The sequence below is a fragment of the Herbidospora solisilvae genome, from assembly GCF_009901565.1.
In the GTDB taxonomy this organism is placed as follows: domain Bacteria; phylum Actinomycetota; class Actinomycetes; order Streptosporangiales; family Streptosporangiaceae; genus Herbidospora; species Herbidospora solisilvae.
Genome location: NZ_WXEW01000005.1, coordinates 170,420 through 185,230, shown reverse-complemented (window position 1 = coordinate 185,230; position 14,811 = coordinate 170,420). Strand labels below are relative to the sequence as shown.

General features: G+C 69.7%; 22 protein-coding genes. 6 read left to right on the top strand and 16 right to left on the bottom strand.

The features are described from left to right. Positions 1-59 precede the first annotated feature (59 nt). The 11 genes from GT755_RS17725 to GT755_RS17675 all read right to left on the bottom strand — a co-directional run bounded on the left by GT755_RS17725 (position 60) and on the right by GT755_RS17675 (position 5,526). Positions 60-356 carry a gas vesicle protein K gene (locus GT755_RS17725; protein ID WP_137247954.1) on the bottom strand — a complete coding sequence of 99 codons (297 nt, stop codon included), beginning with the start codon at positions 354-356 and terminating at the stop codon, positions 60-62. Next, the gene (locus GT755_RS17720) at positions 353-565 is read right to left on the bottom strand and encodes a gas vesicle protein (RefSeq protein WP_137247953.1); all 213 of its coding nucleotides are present in this window, start codon (positions 563-565) and stop codon (positions 353-355) included. The genes GT755_RS17725 and GT755_RS17720 overlap by 4 nt, the downstream gene beginning before the upstream one ends. Next, positions 555-1,322, bottom strand: coding sequence for a GvpL/GvpF family gas vesicle protein (locus tag GT755_RS17715; protein WP_161480809.1), 768 nt, complete (start codon positions 1,320-1,322; stop codon positions 555-557). The genes GT755_RS17720 and GT755_RS17715 overlap by 11 nt, the downstream gene beginning before the upstream one ends. Continuing rightward, entirely contained in the window at positions 1,315-1,662 is a 348-nt protein-coding gene (locus GT755_RS17710) for a gas vesicle protein (RefSeq protein WP_161480808.1), read from the bottom strand. Before GT755_RS17710 ends, GT755_RS17715 begins: the two co-directional genes overlap by 8 nt. A 4-nt stretch (positions 1,663-1,666) precedes the next feature. Continuing rightward, complete coding sequence (gvpO, locus tag GT755_RS17705; RefSeq protein WP_030452768.1) at positions 1,667-1,924, bottom strand: gas vesicle protein GvpO; 258 nt, start codon at positions 1,922-1,924, stop codon at positions 1,667-1,669. 3 nt (positions 1,925-1,927) lie between these two features. Beyond that, positions 1,928-2,161 (bottom strand): gas vesicle protein GvpG, encoded by a 234-nt coding sequence (locus tag GT755_RS17700; protein WP_161480807.1) that lies wholly within the window; start codon positions 2,159-2,161, stop codon positions 1,928-1,930. Continuing rightward, a complete protein-coding gene (locus tag GT755_RS17695) occupies positions 2,161-2,919 on the bottom strand; it encodes a GvpL/GvpF family gas vesicle protein (protein ID WP_235966837.1) in 759 nt (252 codons plus the stop codon). Before GT755_RS17695 ends, GT755_RS17700 begins: the two co-directional genes overlap by 1 nt. Position 2,920: 1 nt before the next feature. Continuing rightward, positions 2,921-3,346 (bottom strand): gas vesicle protein GvpJ, encoded by a 426-nt coding sequence (gene gvpJ / locus GT755_RS41730; protein WP_161480805.1) that lies wholly within the window; start codon positions 3,344-3,346, stop codon positions 2,921-2,923. 3 nt (positions 3,347-3,349) lie between these two features. Then, a complete protein-coding gene (locus tag GT755_RS17685; protein WP_161480804.1) occupies positions 3,350-3,538 on the bottom strand; it encodes a hypothetical protein in 189 nt (62 codons plus the stop codon). A gap of 100 nt (positions 3,539-3,638) precedes the next feature. After that, on the bottom strand, positions 3,639-4,556 hold the full coding sequence (locus GT755_RS41155) for a BtrH N-terminal domain-containing protein (protein ID WP_161480803.1): 918 nt from the start codon (positions 4,554-4,556) through the stop codon (positions 3,639-3,641). A gap of 19 nt (positions 4,557-4,575) precedes the next feature. Continuing rightward, positions 4,576-5,526: an AraC-like ligand-binding domain-containing protein gene (locus tag GT755_RS17675; RefSeq protein ID WP_161480802.1), complete on the bottom strand. Its 951-nt coding sequence runs from the start codon at positions 5,524-5,526 to the stop codon at positions 4,576-4,578. Positions 5,527-5,695: 169 nt separating this feature from the next. Between GT755_RS17675 and GT755_RS17670 the strand changes: the two genes are divergently transcribed. Then, positions 5,696-5,920, top strand: coding sequence for a hypothetical protein (locus GT755_RS17670; RefSeq protein ID WP_030452761.1), 225 nt, complete (start codon positions 5,696-5,698; stop codon positions 5,918-5,920). 1 nt (position 5,921) lies between these two features. Here GT755_RS17670 and GT755_RS17665 read toward each other — a convergent pair whose 3' ends face one another. After that, positions 5,922-6,380, bottom strand: a complete 459-nt coding sequence (locus GT755_RS17665; protein ID WP_161480801.1) for a MarR family winged helix-turn-helix transcriptional regulator — start codon at positions 6,378-6,380, stop codon at positions 5,922-5,924. 137 nt (positions 6,381-6,517) lie between these two features. Between GT755_RS17665 and GT755_RS17660 the strand changes: the two genes are divergently transcribed. The 3 genes from GT755_RS17660 to GT755_RS17650 all read left to right on the top strand — a co-directional run bounded on the left by GT755_RS17660 (position 6,518) and on the right by GT755_RS17650 (position 9,776). Further along, entirely contained in the window at positions 6,518-7,819 is a 1,302-nt protein-coding gene (locus GT755_RS17660; RefSeq protein ID WP_328794395.1) for a TrkH family potassium uptake protein, read from the top strand. After that, a complete protein-coding gene (locus GT755_RS17655) occupies positions 7,812-8,471 on the top strand; it encodes a potassium channel family protein (protein ID WP_202610178.1) in 660 nt (219 codons plus the stop codon). The genes GT755_RS17660 and GT755_RS17655 overlap by 8 nt, the downstream gene beginning before the upstream one ends. Positions 8,472-8,615: 144 nt before the next feature. Then, positions 8,616-9,776, top strand: coding sequence for an esterase-like activity of phytase family protein (locus GT755_RS17650; RefSeq protein WP_328794394.1), 1,161 nt, complete (start codon positions 8,616-8,618; stop codon positions 9,774-9,776). Here the strand turns inward: GT755_RS17650 and GT755_RS17645 are convergent. Continuing rightward, entirely contained in the window at positions 9,767-11,050 is a 1,284-nt protein-coding gene (locus tag GT755_RS17645) for an ArsB/NhaD family transporter (protein WP_161480799.1), read from the bottom strand. The genes GT755_RS17650 and GT755_RS17645 overlap by 10 nt on opposite strands. 125 nt (positions 11,051-11,175) lie before the next feature. Continuing rightward, positions 11,176-11,619 (bottom strand): CBS domain-containing protein, encoded by a 444-nt coding sequence (locus tag GT755_RS17640; RefSeq protein ID WP_161480798.1) that lies wholly within the window; start codon positions 11,617-11,619, stop codon positions 11,176-11,178. 183 nt (positions 11,620-11,802) lie between these two features. Between GT755_RS17640 and GT755_RS17635 the strand changes: the two genes are divergently transcribed. After that, the gene (locus GT755_RS17635) at positions 11,803-12,732 is read left to right on the top strand and encodes a sensor histidine kinase (RefSeq protein WP_161480797.1); all 930 of its coding nucleotides are present in this window, start codon (positions 11,803-11,805) and stop codon (positions 12,730-12,732) included. After that, positions 12,729-13,373, top strand: coding sequence for a response regulator (locus GT755_RS17630; protein ID WP_030452753.1), 645 nt, complete (start codon positions 12,729-12,731; stop codon positions 13,371-13,373). The genes GT755_RS17635 and GT755_RS17630 overlap by 4 nt, the downstream gene beginning before the upstream one ends. Here the strand turns inward: GT755_RS17630 and GT755_RS17625 are convergent. Then, positions 13,348-14,232 (bottom strand): GlxA family transcriptional regulator, encoded by an 885-nt coding sequence (locus GT755_RS17625; protein WP_161480796.1) that lies wholly within the window; start codon positions 14,230-14,232, stop codon positions 13,348-13,350. The two genes, GT755_RS17630 and GT755_RS17625, sit on opposite strands and share 26 nt — an antisense overlap. Continuing rightward, complete coding sequence (locus tag GT755_RS17620; RefSeq protein ID WP_161480795.1) at positions 14,229-14,756, bottom strand: cysteine hydrolase family protein; 528 nt, start codon at positions 14,754-14,756, stop codon at positions 14,229-14,231. Before GT755_RS17620 ends, GT755_RS17625 begins: the two co-directional genes overlap by 4 nt. Positions 14,757-14,811: the final 55 nt, after the last annotated feature.

The window sequence follows — 14,811 nt, the reverse complement described above, 5'->3', positions numbered from 1 at the left end:
GGACGGACAGAGCTCCTGGGCCGAGGAGCGACCCGAGTGTGCGTGCTCGGCCGGCCGCCTTATTCCTGCGGCAGCAACGTCCCCAGCGGCCCGAGATCCAAGTTGAGCTCAGAGGGTGAAAGCCCGAACCGTTCACACACCTCCGTCATGGCCTCCTCCAGCCGCATCAACGTCAACCCCAGCACCTCGATCTGCTCATCCGTCAGATCCGTCTGCTCCATCCGCCGAATGGCCTGACGCTCCACCAGCTGCCGCACCAGCTCCACCAACGTCAGCACCAACCGAGACAGATCCCGCTCCATGGCCTCGGAATCGGCCTGAATCCGCATCCGCGCAGTCCGCACAGGCTCGCTCATGCCTCCCCCAGGTTCTCGCGCACCGACATGATCAGAACCCGCAGCGAGATCCGCACCAGGTCGATGTCCGCGATGGACAACACCAGGTCCCCGCTGACCACCACGCCCCCCGCCAGCAACCGGTCCAGCAGGTCGACAAGGGCCACCCGCTCGGCGGGAAGCCGCCCCTGTTCGGCCAGGGCGGCGCCGCGGGGGCCGTCAACCGTCACCGCGCACCTCCAGGTCGGTGAAGGAGTAGGGCGCCCAGGGCCCGGTCAGCTCGATCTCCACGCCGCGGTCGCGCAGGTCGTCGACCGTCTTCAGGAACTCGTCGTCGCGGGACCTCTCGACGAGGTAGGCCCCGTTGAGCAGCATCGCCTCCTTGCGCCCGGACAGCTCGGGGTCCTGGGCACGATGCCGATGGCTGGCGACCGCGATCGACGACAACGTCTCGTGGAGCCGCTCCGCCTCCGAGGCGGCCTGTCGCCACGCCTCCTCGCGGCTGCGCAGGCCGGCCTGGCGCCGCTTCAGGTAGGCCGTCCCCGGGCCGCCGAGCGAAGGCGCCGTCTGGGCAGGTCCGGGGGCGCTGAGGTCGACATACGCCTTCACGCCCCACTCCCGCCGCCCGGCGACGCTGGAGAGGACGTCCACGAAATCGTCATGGCGCGCCCGAAGCAGGTCTTTCACCTGTTCGTCGCCGCGATACACGGTCACCAGGCGAACGGGCGCCACGGGTGCTCGGTCCGCGACCTCCTCCACCACGTGGTGGTGGGCTCCGGCCGTCTCGCTGAGCCAGTCGAGGTCTTCCATCGACCGTCTCAGCGGTTCGGCGCCGAACTGGTCGAGCGGGACGGTGCTCACATAGGCGACCAGGCCTTCGCACGGGATGGTCCGCACCTCGGTGTCGGCGACGCCGTGCAGGCCTTCCAGGCCGGGAGAAGGGGTCTCCTCGGTCACGGCGTACAGGTAGGTGCCGGTGTCAGTCATGGTGGTCTCCCGATTCGAGTGACCGGTTCTCCAGGGCGTCCAGGCGCGCGCGGAGGCGGCGGTTCTCGTCCTGGAGGGCCTTGCTGTCGCCGGTCAGCCACGGGTCGTGTTCCCACCAGTCGATGCCCATCTCCTTGGCCGTGTCGACCGAGGCGATCACCAGGCGGAGTTTGATCGTGAGCAGTTCGATGTCGAGCAGGTTCACGCGGATGTCGCCCGCGATGACCACGCCCCGGTCGAGGACGCGTTCGAGGATGTCGCCGAGGTTGGCGGGTTCCCGGCGCGCGGCGGGCTGGGAGCCGGGGCGTACGGACGGCGCGTAGCGGGAGCCGTCGGTCATCTCATCAACCTCCCGTGCCTCGGCGGTACCTGGCCTTTCTGCGGTACGACAGCAGGTTGCCCTCCTTGTCGAGGTCGGCCTCGTACAGCGCCAGGATGTCGCCGGAGGAGGGGATGCGGCGGTCCTCGACGACCTCGACGACGACCAGCCAGCCTGACTCCGCCGGTTCGACGAGGGTGACGCCCTCCGCCTCCTTCGAGGTGAGGCCGGAGATCAGCTTGACTCCGGCCTCCCCTGCGGTCACGGCCGTCAGGGTGCCCATCGGTCACTCTCCCTCCGGCGGCATCATGCGCTGCAGGACCGCGTTCATCGCCTCGGACGCCTCCTCCTCGGTGAGCTCGCCCGCGGCCTGGGCCGCCTCGATCTGCTCCAGTTCGCGCCTGGCCACCGTCGGGTCGCGCATCTTGCGCTCGGCCTCGTCGCGGAGCAGTTCGCCCAGCCTGATCACGCCTTTGACCGGGGCCAGCGGCAGTTCCAGGATCGAGGTGAACAGGCCCATCACTCGCCGTCCTGCTCTTGCGAGACGATGAAGTCGTACGGCGCCATTGGGCCGAACAGGCTCAGCGTGACCTGGTCGGCCCACTTGCGTGCGAGGTCCTCGACGGCGCGGTCCAGGTCGTCCTGCCGAGTGTTTTCGACCAGTACGGCCATGTGCACGGCGTCGAGCTCGTGCGACGGCGGGCGGACGGTCTGCATGACGGTGACGGGTTCGACCTGGTCCCACATGGCGGCCGTGTCGGCGTCGCGTTTGGCCTCGATCGACTGGTTGATGATCTCGCCGAGGCGGATGCGGTGGTCGCGGGCGGCGTCCTCGGGCAGCGTGCTGATCTCCTCGCGGAGCTGGGCCGCCTCGGGGTTCTCGGCCAGGATCTCGCCGAGCACCGTCTCCTCGACGAAGCGTCCCTTGATCACGAACTGGGAGCGGCCCTCCAGTTCGGTGAGGGCGGCGGCGAACTCGTCGTGGTACGGGGCCAGGAACTCCTCGACGACGGCCTCGCGGCTGGCCAGCACGGCGCCGAAGCGGATCGGCAGCACGGGCACCTCGGCGGCGGTGGCGTTGAGGAGCTGCTCGTGGGCGTACAGGTCCTTGGGCGTGCCCAGCGGACGGCCGGGACTGACGTCGCTCACCAGAGCGGCGATCTTGCCGTGCCGGATCGACGTGATGGGCGCGGGCGGGTCGCCCACCCCGGTGGCCTCGGCGTCGACCTCGATGTCCTGCGGGACGACGCCGTAGATGTAGGTCGCCGACTGGTCCATGTCAGCCCTCCTGCCTGCTCTGGCGGGGAACCGCATCGGAGAAGTCGCTCAGCTTGTCGCCGGCGGCCTCCAGCGGGCTGCGTTCCTTGGTCTGTTCGAGCTGTTCGAGCTGCTCGGGCTGGGGGGCCTGCTGGCCGCCTCCGCCGCTCGTGACGGTCTGGACGACCTCGGGCAGCCCCGGCTTCCGGGACTTCGTGAGGTCGAGCCGGTTCGTCGCCTCGGCGAAACGCAGGTAGGTGTCCACGCTCGCCACGACGATCCGGGCGTCGATGCTCAGGATCTCGATGCCGATCAGCGAGACGCTGACATAGGCGTCGATGACGAGCCCCTTGTCCAGGATCGTGTCGATGACGTCGGCCAGGCCGCTGCCGGAGGAGCCCTTCTGAACGCCGCCTCCCGGTCGGCTTCCCACAGGCTGCACCGTCATGAGTTACCTCTCCCTGGTGGTCGTTTCTCCCTCGGGGCGGGTGAGGCGGCGTACCGGCCGGGCGACGTTCGCGTTCGGCCGTTCCCGGACGACGATCGGCGACTCCCCGGCGGGGGCGCGTTCGACGAGGGCCAGGAGAAGGCCGGCCAGTTCCCGGATCAGCCGCGCGAACGGCTCCTTCGGCGTGCCCATCGCTCATCCCTTCCCGAACAGGTCCCCCATCCCCAGCAACCCGGACAAACAACCACATATCGCCACAGGAGGAACAAGCTTGAGGGGTTCGTGACCGGTGCTACATCCGCCGCAGCGCCCGCATGGCGGTCTCCTCCATGCGGGCGAGGTCGCCGAGAACGGCGCCCGCACCGTCGAGACGCCCCTGCTCGATCAGCGCGGCCACTTCGGTCCACCGGGCCGCGGCCTCGGCGTACAGCTCGTGGGCGGTGCGGATCTCCGGACGGTCGACCGTCTCCAGGCACTCGCCGAGGAAGTCGCGGTAGAGGTTGCGGAACAGCGCGCCGCCGGTTCCGGCCCGCTCCATGAGGAGGGCCACCTGCCGCCGGTCTTCGGCCGGCAGCCGCCATTTCGGCACCAGCTTCGCGGCCTTTCCGATGCCGCGGTGGCCGAGGTTCGTGATGGGCGCGGCGAGGAAGGCCTCGGCGCAGTCTCTGATCGCCGGGACGATCCGGTCCCGCCAGGGCGCCGCGGTCTCCGGCATCTCGATGGTGAACGAGCGGTTCCTGGCGGTCATCGGGCCGCGTTCGGCCCGCGCCAGGGCCAGGCCGGCGCGGCTGGTGCGGACCCGCCCGCCCTGCTGGTCGGTGTCGATCAGGTGGACGTCGTGCTCGTCGTAGCCGTGGGCGGCGACGACGTGGCCACCGAAGTGGATCTTCGACCGGAAGTACTCCAGGTGGTAGCAGTCGAGCTGCAGCCCGACCGGGCGCCCGGCGTCGAGGGAGGTCGCCACGTTCCGCCACGCCTTGGCGGGCGAGGTGGTCTCCTCGACCCGCAGGGTGAGGCCCAGCCGGGTGGTCAGGTTCCTGGTGAGGTCGAACGGCCTGACCCGGCCGCCCAGGAAGGGGACCGGCATCGCCTTGCTGTCCCAATAGACGAAGGACAATCCCGAACCGAGCCCGAACATCATCGGTTCGGACAGATCGAGCCCTTCGTGCCGGAGCAGCACCCCCAGGGTCGTGGTCTCGCAGTGGCGCACGGGACCAGCCTGGACCCTCTCACCGTGTGAGAGTCGAGCGCAGGCCCGTCCGGTAGGCCCCCGGCGACACCCCGTAGGCCGCCCGGAACGTCCGGTTGAAGTGGGCGTCGTTCTGGAATCCCCAGCGGGCCCCGATCGACCGGACCGCCAGGTTGTCGCAGCGCGGGTCGGCCAGGTCGCGGCGGGCGCGGGCCAGGCGGCGGTCGCGGATCCAGTTCGCCGCGGTGAGGCCCTGGCGCTCGAAGAGGCGCTGGAGGTTGCGCAGCGACATGTGGTGGGCGTGGGCGATCGAGGCGGGAGACAGGCCGGAGTCGGGCAGGTGGTCCTCGACGAAGGCCTGGACCCGGATCAGCGGGATGTCCCCGGGCTTGGCGACGCCGGCGTGGTCGGCCAGCAGGACGGTGATCAGTTCCAGGATGGTCGTGGTCAGCGGGGCTGGGGCGGGCCGGGGGCCGGCGAGCCGCATGAGCAGGCCGGCGAGCCGGCCGTTGACGCCGGTGCGGCCGGGGATCGGCCGGCAGAGCAGGCGTTCGACCGTGGTTGTCGGCAGCGGGATGGCGCGGTGCGGGAACTGGACCACGATGCCGTGGGGCGGCTGGCTCGGGGTGGCCACCGACCAGGCGTGGAAGGGCCGCGAGGTGTCGTACAGGGTGAAGTCGCCGGTGCTCAGCGAGCACTGGCGGCCCTGCTGCTCCAGGCCCGACCTGCCGCTCACGGTGTAGTTGAGCTGGTAGAACTCCGGGTCCGACTGGCGGATGCGCCGGGTGGTCCGGCGGGCCTCGAACTCCGCCGAGCGCACCCGGGAGATCTGGACCAGGCCGAGGTCGACGGCGGTCATCTCGGCCCAGAAGTCGGCGGCCTGGGCGCTGGCGGCGTCCACCGACACCACGGACTGGGCGACGGCCTCCCACCAGAAGTCGAACCGCTCGCCGGCCGGTAAGTGGTCCAGCCGAATGAGAGTGGTCTGCATCATTCCTCCGGTTTGGACGATATGTCAGACCTACAAGATCCGCTGAAGGTTTCACGTGCGGGACACGATCCTGCGAGGTCGCCGCCCGTCACCGGGGCGCACACCTGGGAGACGGCCGGAGCCGGTGCGATATTCCGGGTGCCGGCCCCCACTCCCCAGGAGGACCACCATGCGCAAACTGCTCGCCTCGGCCGCTCTCGTGAGCGGCGTGTTCCTCACCGTCTCCGTCACCGCCGCGCCCGCGCAGGCCGACAGCATCCGGTACGCCTACTACCTCCAGGCCGACTGCTACAACGGCGGCAACCTGGGCATCCAGTGGGGCTGGTGGACCAGCTACCGCTGCGTCTACCAGACCATGGGCGGCAACCAGTGGTTCTGGTTCCTGTACGCCTGACCTACGGCCCGCACAGATCGGCGCCGGGAGAGGCGTTGTAGATCGCCTCCGCGGCGCGGTCGGCGCACTCGCGGAAGACCTCCCGCTGGTCTTCCGTGAGGCCGCCGAGCACCTGCTCCTCTGCGTCGGCCATCCGCTCCTCGCCCTCGGCCTGGACCTTGCGGCCCTGCTCGGTCGCGACGATCCGGCGGGCCCGCCGGTCGCGCGGGTCGGGCTGACGCTCGATCAGCCCGGCCTTCTCCAGGTCGTCGATCACATAGGTCAGGACGGTCCGATCGACGGCCAGCCTGGTCGCGAGCGCGCCCTGGGTGCGGACCTCCTCGTGCACCACCACCGACAACAGGTTGAACCCGCGGGCACCGTGGGGGAGGTCTTTGAAGGTCTCGTCGGCGAACTGCTGCCAGCGTCGCAGGACCACGCTCATGGACCAGCCGAAGGTGGATGCGTGCCGGGGAGCCATGCGATCCACCCTAACCCGGCGGTTGCTGTTAGCGTGGGGGCCGATCACGCCGTGCTCCCGGAGGCGTTTCTCCAATGGCTGGGTTGTTAACGGCGCGGCGCGTCCGCCGACCGTCGATCTTTCACCATCCCGCTCGGGTGGTCGTCGGCGGGTTCGGCCTCGCCATCCTGGTCGGCACCCTGCTGCTGTCGCTGCCCGTCGCCACGACGTCGGGCACCTCACCCGGGCTGATGCCGGCCCTGTTCACCGCCACCTCGGCGGCCTGCGTGACCGGCCTGGTCATGGTCGACACCGCGGCCCACTGGTCGGTGTTCGGCGAGATCGTGATCGCCGCGCTCATCAAGATGGGCGGCCTCGGGATCATGACTCTGGCCACCCTGTTCACCGTCCTGATCGCGCGGCGGCTGAAGCTGCGCACCCAGATGATCGCGCAGGTGGAGACGCGCGCGATGAACATGAGCGACGTGCGGCGGGTGGTCCGCAACGTCGTGTTGTTCAGCCTGCTCTGCGAGACGGTCGCCGGCACGATCCTGACCGTCCGGTTCGTCGTCACCTACGACGAGCCCGTGCTGCGCGGCGCCTACCTGGGCTTCTTCCATGCGATCTCGGCGTTCAACAACGCCGGTTTCGCCCTGTGGCCCGACGGCCTGATCAGGTTCGCCACCGATCCGTGGATCTGCCTGACCATCGCCGTCGCGGTCATCGTCGGCGGCCTGGGCTTCCCCGTCATCTTCGAGCTGGTGCGGATCTGGCGGCACCCCGGCCGCTGGTCTGTGCTGACCCGGATCACCCTGTTCGTCACGACCATCCTGCTGGCCGGCGGGACGCTCGTCTTCCTGTCGGCCGAATGGCACAACCCGAAGACGCTGGGCGCGCTCGACGATCCCGGGAAGCTGCTGGCGGCGTTCTTCACCGCCGTGATGCCGCGGTCGGGCGGGTTCAACAGCATCGACATCGCCTCGATGGAGCCGTCGAGCTGGCTGGCCACCGAGCTGCTGATGTTCATCGGCGGCGGCAGCGCGGGCACGGCCGGCGGGATCAAGGTGACCACCTTCGGGCTCATCATCCTGGTCGTGTGGGCCGAGATGCGCGGCGAGAACCACGTCAACGTCGGGCACCGGCGGTTGTCGTCGTCGGTGCAGCGGCAGGCGATCGTCATCACGGCGATGAGCGCGGCGCTGGTGGCCGTGTCGACGTACGTGCTGCTGGTGATCAGCCCCCACCCGCTGGGCGAGGTGCTCTTCGAGGTCGTGTCGGCCACCGGCGTGGTGGGCCTGTCGACCGGCATCACGGCTGATCTGCCGCAGGCGGGGCAGGTGCTGCTGCTGATCCTGATGTTCATCGGGCGCATCGGACCCCTCACCCTTGGCTCGGCGCTGGCGCTGAAGGAACGCACCCGCCGTTACGAACTTCCCGAGGAGCGTGTGATCGTTGGCTGACAAGAGCGACGCCGTCGTGGTGATCGGCCTGGGGCGGTTCGGGAGCTCGCTGGCTCTCGAACTCACCCGCCGGGGCACCGAGGTGCTGGCCATCGACAACAACCCCAAGACCGTGCAGCACCTGGCCGGGAGCATCACCCACGTGGCGACCGCCGACGCGACCGACCTGGAGGCGCTGCGGCAGCTCGGGGTGCCCGACTTCTACCGGGCCGTGGTCGCGATCGGCACCGGCCTGGAGGCCAGCATCCTGACCGCCGCCCTGCTGGTCGAGATGGAGATCGAGGACATCTGGGCCAAGGCCATCACCAAGCAGCACGGCCAGATCCTGCGCCGCATCGGCGTCCACCACGTGGTGTTCCCCGACAACGACATGGGCGAGCGGGTGGCGCGGCTGGTGAGCGGGCGCATGCTCGACTACATGCAGGTCGACGACGACTTCGCGCTCTGCAAGACGCGCCCGCCGCGCGAATACGTGGGACGCCCCCTCGGGGAGTCGAACCTGCGGCGCAAATACGGGGTCACGGTGGTGGCCGTGAAGAGTCCGAACGAGAATTTCACGTACGCCACCGCCGACACCGAGCTCTCCTACGGCGACGTGATCCTGATCTCCGGGCGCACCGACGACGTGGAGCGGTTCGCCGAACTCCCGTGAGTATCAGGGGAAGGTCAAGGAACCGTCCCGCTAGGCGCGAATTGCGGAGAATTGCGGAAGCACGCCCGGATCTCCACGCGTGACTTGTGCCGTCGTACGCGATCTCATGACCCCGATCGAATTGTTCGGGGGACGAGGAGAATCGTGCGACACCATCTTGCCCGGATCGCCCTGATGGCCATGGCCCTGATCGGCCTGGCCCCGCCCGCCCTGGCGGCCGACCGGCCGGACTTCCGGATCACCCGGTTCCTCGGTGAGCAGCGGTTGCCGCACCTGACCCAGGTCGAGGGCACCACGTTCGGCGGGATCTCCGGGATCGACCGCGACCCGGCCACCGGGACCTGGTATTTCATCTCCGACGACCGCTGGCGCTACCAGCCGGCCCGGTTCTACACCGGGAAACTCGACATCAACAAGCGGACCGGTGAGTTCCGCGGGGTCTCGCTCAAGAGCGTCTACACCCTGAAGCGGCCCGACGGCTCGCCCTACCCCGCCTACGCGCAGCCCGACTCGGCCGACCCGGAGAGCATCCGCTGGGACCCGCTGACCCGCAAGCTCGTCTGGTCGAGCGAGGGTGACCGGCCCGACCCGCAGAACACCGCCATCCCGCTGTCGCAGCAGTTCATCCGCTGGGTCAACCGGCAGGGCGAGCACGTGCGAGGCCTCCAGCTGCCCGACAACCTGCTGCTGACCGACGAGAACCGGGGGCCGCGCCGCAACTTCGGCATCGAGGGCCTGACGCTGACCAAGCGCCGGATCACCGCGATCGTCGAGGGGCCGCGCTTCGAGGACGGCACCCCGCCGGCCGTCGACGGCGGCGCCCCCGCCCGCATCACCGTGTGGAACCGCGAGGGACGGGTCCGCGCCCAGTACGCCTACCCGATCGAGAAGCTGCCCGCCGCCCCGATCCCGGCGACGGGCGCCACCGACAGCGGGGTGTCGGAGCTGCTGGCCATCGACGACCACCGCTACCTGGCGCTGGAGCGGTCGTGGATCGAGGGCGTCAACTACCGGGTGCGGCTCTACGAGATCGACCTGCGCGGCGCGACCAACATCCTGCACCGCGACAGCCTGATGACCCGCATGCTCTACCGGCCGGTCCGCAAGACGCTGGTCCTCGACATCAACCGGCCCGAGCCCACGCAGAACCTGGAGAGCCTGGCCTGGGGGCCGCGTCTGAAGACCGGTGAGTGCACCCTGGTGATCGGTTCCGACGACAACTTCTCCGCCGAGGAGTCGACCCAGTTCCTCCTGTACGCCGCCAAGGGCTGCCCCGTGGCGCACGGCAGGGACCGTCAGAAGTAGCGAAGCCAGATGTACGCCCACGCCATGGTCGTGCTGAGCAGGGTCACCACGATCCCGTAGCGGGTGAACTGCCAGAAGGAGATCGGGTTGCCCGTCCGGGCGGCGATGCCGATGGCGACCACGTTGGCGCTGGCCGCGACGGCCGTGCCGTTGCCCCCGAAGTCGGCGCCGAAGGCGAACGACCACCACAGGGCCTGCGAGGTCTGCGGGTCGGGGGCGGCGGCGGCCATGCCCTCGACCACGGGGGCCATCGTGGCGACGTACGGGATGTTGTCGAAGAACGCCCCCAGCACGGCCGAGCCGAACAGCAGTGACGTGGCGGCGGCGAAGTGGTTCTGGCCGAACAGGTCCACGGTCCACTCGCCGATCGCCCGGATCGCCCCGGTGTGGGTGAGACCGGCGACCATCACGAACAGGCCCATGAAGAAGACCAGCGTGGGCCATTCGACCTCTTTGAGCACGTCGGACAGATCGACCTTGGTGACCAGCAGCATGACGCCGGCGCCCACCAAGGCGACGATCGACGGCTGGACGTGGACGACCGAGTGCAGCCCGAACGCGACCACCACGCCGCCCAGCACCGCCAGCGACTTGATCAGGAGCCGCGTGTCGGTGATGGCGCGCCTCTCCTGGAGGGCCATGACGGCCGCGACGTGCTCAGGGTGGTATTCGAAGGACTTGCGGAACAGCGGATACGTGAGCAGCACGAACGCCACGAAGATCACGACGACGGCCGGGGCCATGTGGATCAGGAAGTCGTTGAAGGTCAGGCCCGCGCGGCTGCCGATGATGATGTTGGGCGGGTCGCCGATCAGGGTGGCGGCGCCGCCGATGTTCGAGGCGAGGATCTCGGCGATCAGGTAGGGCTGGGCCGGAATGCGCAGCCGGTTGCAGACCATCACCGTCACCGGAGCGACCAGCATGATCGTGGTGACGTTGTCGAGGAACGGCGAGGCGACGGCCGTGATGGCCATCAACATGACCATCAGCCGGTACGGCCGCCCGAGTGACCGTTTCGCCGCCCAGATGGCCAGATAGTCGAACAACCCGGTCTGCTTGACCACCCCGACGATGATCATCATGCCGAGCAGCAGGAAGATGACGTTCCAGTCGACGCCGGAGTGCTCGGAGAAGAACACTTCCGCTCCGGGCGCGAATCCGAGGACGGTCATGACCCCGGCGGCGATGAGAACGACCTTGACCTTGTTCGCCTTCTCCGTGGCGATGAAGTAGAACGCGATCACGAAGACGGCGACGGCGAGGATCGCGCTCATCCCGGCCTGGCCAGCGGAACGGTGGGCATGCGAAAACGACCTCCGGGCAGGTGAGGGGTTGGGCGCCGGCGGGGACCGCCCGCACAGTCGCGGCCGCCGGCGCCCAAGTCGGAAAACGTCAGGCCTCAGATGGACAGGCTGATCAGCAGACGTTCGAGCGTGATCGCGCCATGGAGTGTGCCGTCGTCGCGGACCACCGCCACCAGCGGGCTGCGGGCCCGCGCCATCAGCGCGGCGATCTCCAGCAGCGTCGCCCCCATCGGGACGGTCACGGGTCGGGCCACGGGTTTGGGCAGGCAGTCGCCCACGGTCAGGTTGCCGATCTCCTGCCAGAACACATCGGCCTGGGTCTCATCCAGCGTCCGCGCCAGGGCGGGGTCCTCGTGGATGCTCAGCGGTATCGCCAGCCGCAGTACCTGCGTACCCGGCAGCACCGTCCAGGGCCGGCTCTGGCCGTCGACCACGATGAGGCCGGGGAGCCGGTTGAGGACCATGATCCGAACCGCGCGCACGACCGGGTCGGTCGAGGTCACGGTCGGCAGGGTCGCGGCGATGTCGCGCGCTTGCATGTCACCATCCACTCGCGCCGGACGGTAGGGCGCGTAGATTTCGGTCACGGCCTGTCACCTCCGGAGTTGGGAACGCCTTCAGTCTTCCCTCTAACCTTTTGTCCGACTATGGGGTCTGACACCCATCTTCGGGGCGGCGCAGCCTGCATGGACAGAACAGACAAGCCTTGCCAACCTGGAGTCATGGGGCCCTTGTTCTGGCGACTGTGCGTGATCAACGGCGCGGTGTTCACGATCGGCACGCTCGCGCTGGCGTTCTCGCCCGCGACGGTGTCCTCGCCGGTCCTGCTCCGCGAGATCCTGGTGCTGGGAGCGGGGCTGGCCATCATCCTGGTCACCAACGCGCTGCTCCTGCGGCGCAGCCTGGCCCCGCTCACCACCCTCACGGCCCTCATGCACCGCGTCGATCTGCACACCCACGACCGGGCGGTCGACCGGGGGAACGGCGATCTGACCTACCTGATCGACTCCTTCAACACGATGCTCGGACGGCTGGAGACCGAACGGTCGTCGGCCAGCGCGCACGCCCTGGCCGCCCAGGAGAACGAACGCCAGCGCATCGCCCGCGAGCTGCACGACGAGATCGGCCAGAGCCTGACCGTGGCGCTGCTCGGCCTGAAGCGGGTCGCCGACCGCGCCCCCGCCGAGTTGTCGGAGGAACTGCAACTGGTCAGAGACACCGTCCGGGGCAGCCTCGACGAGGTCAGGCAGGTCGCCCGGCGGCTGCGCCCGGGGGTGCTGGAGGACCTCGGCCTGCACAGCGCGCTGACCGCCCTGACGGCCGACGTGGCCCCCGCCGTCGACGTCACCCGCCGGATCGAGGCGCTGCCGCCGCTCAGTCCCGAGGTCGAACTGGTCATCTACCGCATCGCCCAGGAGAGCCTCACGAACGTGGTACGCCACTCCAAGGCCTCGTCGGTCCGGCTCACGCTCCGTCCCGACGGCCGCGACCTGGTCCTGAAGATCGCAGACGACGGAGTCGGCGGCGCGCGTGCCGACGGGGCCGGGATGCGGGGTATGCAGGAACGGGCGCTGCTGATCGGCGCCCGCCTGACCGTGACGTCGGAGCAGGGCACCGAGGTCACGCTGACGATACCCGGGGTGATCGGATGACGCGGATCCTGCTGGCCGACGACCACGCGCTGGTGCGCCGGGGGGTGCGCCTGATCCTCGACGCCGAACCCGACCTGGAGGTCGTCGCCGAGGCCGCCGACGGGGCGGAGGCGGTCGACGCCTGCCGGGACGAGGACGTCGACCTGGCCGTCCTCGACATCGCGATGCCCCGGATGACCGGCCTCCAGGCCGCCAGGGAGATCTCCCGGCGGTGGCCGGGCATCCGCATCCTGATCCTGTCGATGTACGACAACGAGCAGTACTTCTTCGAGTCGCTCAAGGCCGGCGCCTCGGGTTACGTGCTGAAGTCGGTCGCCGACCGCGACCTCATCGAGGCCTGCCGGGCCGCCGTACGCGGCGAGCCGTTCCTCTACCCGGGCGCGGTCACCGCGCTGATCCGCGACTACCTCCACCGCCACCGGCGGGGCGAGGCGCTGCCCGACCAGATACTCACCCCGCGCGAGGAGGAGATCGTCAAGCTGATCGCCGAGGGCAACAGCGCGAAGGCCATCGCCGAGACCCTGGTCATCAGCCCGAAGACGGTCGACCGCCACCGCGCCAACATCCTGGCCAAGCTGGGCATGAGCGACCGGCTCGACCTGACCCGCTACGCGATCAGGGCCGGCTTGATCGAGCCCTGAGGCGGCGGAGCATGCGGGCGTCGTCGAAGCCGGACTCTCTCGCCGCCGCCTCGACCGTCGTGCCGTGGCCGATCAAATGTTCGGCGTGTTCCATCCGGAGCGCCTGCTGGTAACGCAAGGGGGTGAGGCCGGTGGCGCGGGTGAACAGCCGGGTCAGCGTGCGTTCGCTGACGCCCGCGTGGGCGGCCAGGCGGGACAGCGGCAGGGGTTCGGTGAAGCGGGTGTCGATCAGGTCCTGGACCTCGTGGACGGTGTCGTCGAGGTGGTTGCGGTGCCGGAGCATGGCGCTGGCCTGCGGTTCCGTGCCGTTGCGGCGGGCGTAGACGACCATCTCGCGGGCCACCTGGGCGGCCCTGGCCGGGCCGTGGCGGGTCGCGACCACGTGGAGGGCCAGGTCGACGCCGCTGGCGATGCCGGCCGAGGTGATGACGCGGTCGTCCACGGTGAACAGCACGTCGCGGACGACGGTGGCCCTCGGGTGGCGGCGGGCCAGGTCGTCCTGGAGGTCGTGGTGGGTGGTGCAGCGGCGGCCGTCGAGCAGGCCGGCCGCGCCGAGCGCGCGGGCCCCGGCGCAGACGCTCGCCACCACGCCGCCCGACTCGTGGTGTCGCCTGAGACCCGCGAGCAGGCGGTCGGAGAGACGGGTCTCGCCACGCCAGCCGGGCACCACGACCAGATCGTCCACGCCCAGAGCGGGCCACTCCTGCCCGGCCACGAGGGGCAGGCCCTGGGCGGTCATGACCTGCGGGTGGTCGGCGACGTAGGCCAGGCGGTAGCCGGCCGTGTCGAACACCTGGGCCGGACCGGCCAGGTCGAGCAGGTGCACGCCGTCGACCAGGGCGAAGACGACCAGGGTCATACCAGCTCGGACACCGTCGCGATGCGGGCGAAGCGGTCGCGGAGCACCGCCTCGGTGCGGGCGACGATCTCGTCAGGGGAGAAGCCGCCGACGCCCTCGGTGGTGGTCGCGTCGCTCACGAAGACGACCTGATAGCCCAGGTCGCTGGCGAGGCGGGCGGTGGTCTCCACACACTGCTCGGTACGGATCCCGCACACCACCAGCTCCCGCACCCCGGCCTCGACGAGCCGCTGCTGGAGGTTGGTCGTGGTGAACGCGTTGTGGGCCGACTTGCGCAGGATCGGCTCCCCCGCCACCGGCTGGTCGAGCTCGGACAGCAGTGTGACGTGCCCCGACGCGGGGTCGAACACCCCGCCGCTGCCCTCCTCCTCGTGCAGCACCCAGACGACGAGGTCGCCCTTAGAGCGGGCCGCCCGGACCAGCCGGTTGACCGGCTCGGCGATCTTGGGGTTGCCGATCAGGTCCCACTCGGGGCGGGCGCGAAAGGATTCCTGGACATCGATGACGATCAGCGCTCGGCTCATGCCCACCAGTCTGACCTGCCCGGACACCGGGAGAACAGGCCGGATCGGGTCCCGC

Excerpts from the sequence above, each read along its gene's own strand:
- GT755_RS17645 (WP_161480799.1), bottom strand. The coding sequence starts at position 11,050 with ATGAGCGCGATCCTCGCCGTCGCCGTCTTCGTGATCGCGTTCTACTTC.
- GT755_RS17620 (WP_161480795.1), bottom strand. The coding sequence starts at position 14,756 with ATGAGCCGAGCGCTGATCGTCATCGATGTCCAGGAATCCTTTCGCGCC.
- GT755_RS17715 (WP_161480809.1), bottom strand. The coding sequence starts at position 1,322 with ATGACTGACACCGGCACCTACCTGTACGCCGTGACCGAGGAGACCCCT.
- GT755_RS17670 (WP_030452761.1), top strand. The coding sequence starts at position 5,696 with ATGCGCAAACTGCTCGCCTCGGCCGCTCTCGTGAGCGGCGTGTTCCTC.
- GT755_RS17725 (WP_137247954.1), bottom strand. The coding sequence starts at position 356 with ATGAGCGAGCCTGTGCGGACTGCGCGGATGCGGATTCAGGCCGATTCC.
- GT755_RS17635 (WP_161480797.1), top strand. The coding sequence starts at position 11,803 with ATGGGGCCCTTGTTCTGGCGACTGTGCGTGATCAACGGCGCGGTGTTC.
- GT755_RS17675 (WP_161480802.1), bottom strand. The coding sequence starts at position 5,526 with ATGCAGACCACTCTCATTCGGCTGGACCACTTACCGGCCGGCGAGCGG.
- gvpJ (WP_161480805.1), bottom strand. The coding sequence starts at position 3,346 with ATGACGGTGCAGCCTGTGGGAAGCCGACCGGGAGGCGGCGTTCAGAAG.
- GT755_RS17710 (WP_161480808.1), bottom strand. The coding sequence starts at position 1,662 with ATGACCGACGGCTCCCGCTACGCGCCGTCCGTACGCCCCGGCTCCCAG.
- GT755_RS17695 (WP_235966837.1), bottom strand. The coding sequence starts at position 2,919 with ATGGACCAGTCGGCGACCTACATCTACGGCGTCGTCCCGCAGGACATC.
- GT755_RS17700 (WP_161480807.1), bottom strand. The coding sequence starts at position 2,161 with ATGGGCCTGTTCACCTCGATCCTGGAACTGCCGCTGGCCCCGGTCAAA.
- GT755_RS17640 (WP_161480798.1), bottom strand. The coding sequence starts at position 11,619 with ATGCAAGCGCGCGACATCGCCGCGACCCTGCCGACCGTGACCTCGACC.
- gvpO (WP_030452768.1), bottom strand. The coding sequence starts at position 1,924 with ATGGGCACCCTGACGGCCGTGACCGCAGGGGAGGCCGGAGTCAAGCTG.
- GT755_RS17665 (WP_161480801.1), bottom strand. The coding sequence starts at position 6,380 with ATGGCTCCCCGGCACGCATCCACCTTCGGCTGGTCCATGAGCGTGGTC.
- GT755_RS17630 (WP_030452753.1), top strand. The coding sequence starts at position 12,729 with ATGACGCGGATCCTGCTGGCCGACGACCACGCGCTGGTGCGCCGGGGG.
- GT755_RS17625 (WP_161480796.1), bottom strand. The coding sequence starts at position 14,232 with ATGACCCTGGTCGTCTTCGCCCTGGTCGACGGCGTGCACCTGCTCGAC.
- GT755_RS17685 (WP_161480804.1), bottom strand. The coding sequence starts at position 3,538 with ATGGGCACGCCGAAGGAGCCGTTCGCGCGGCTGATCCGGGAACTGGCC.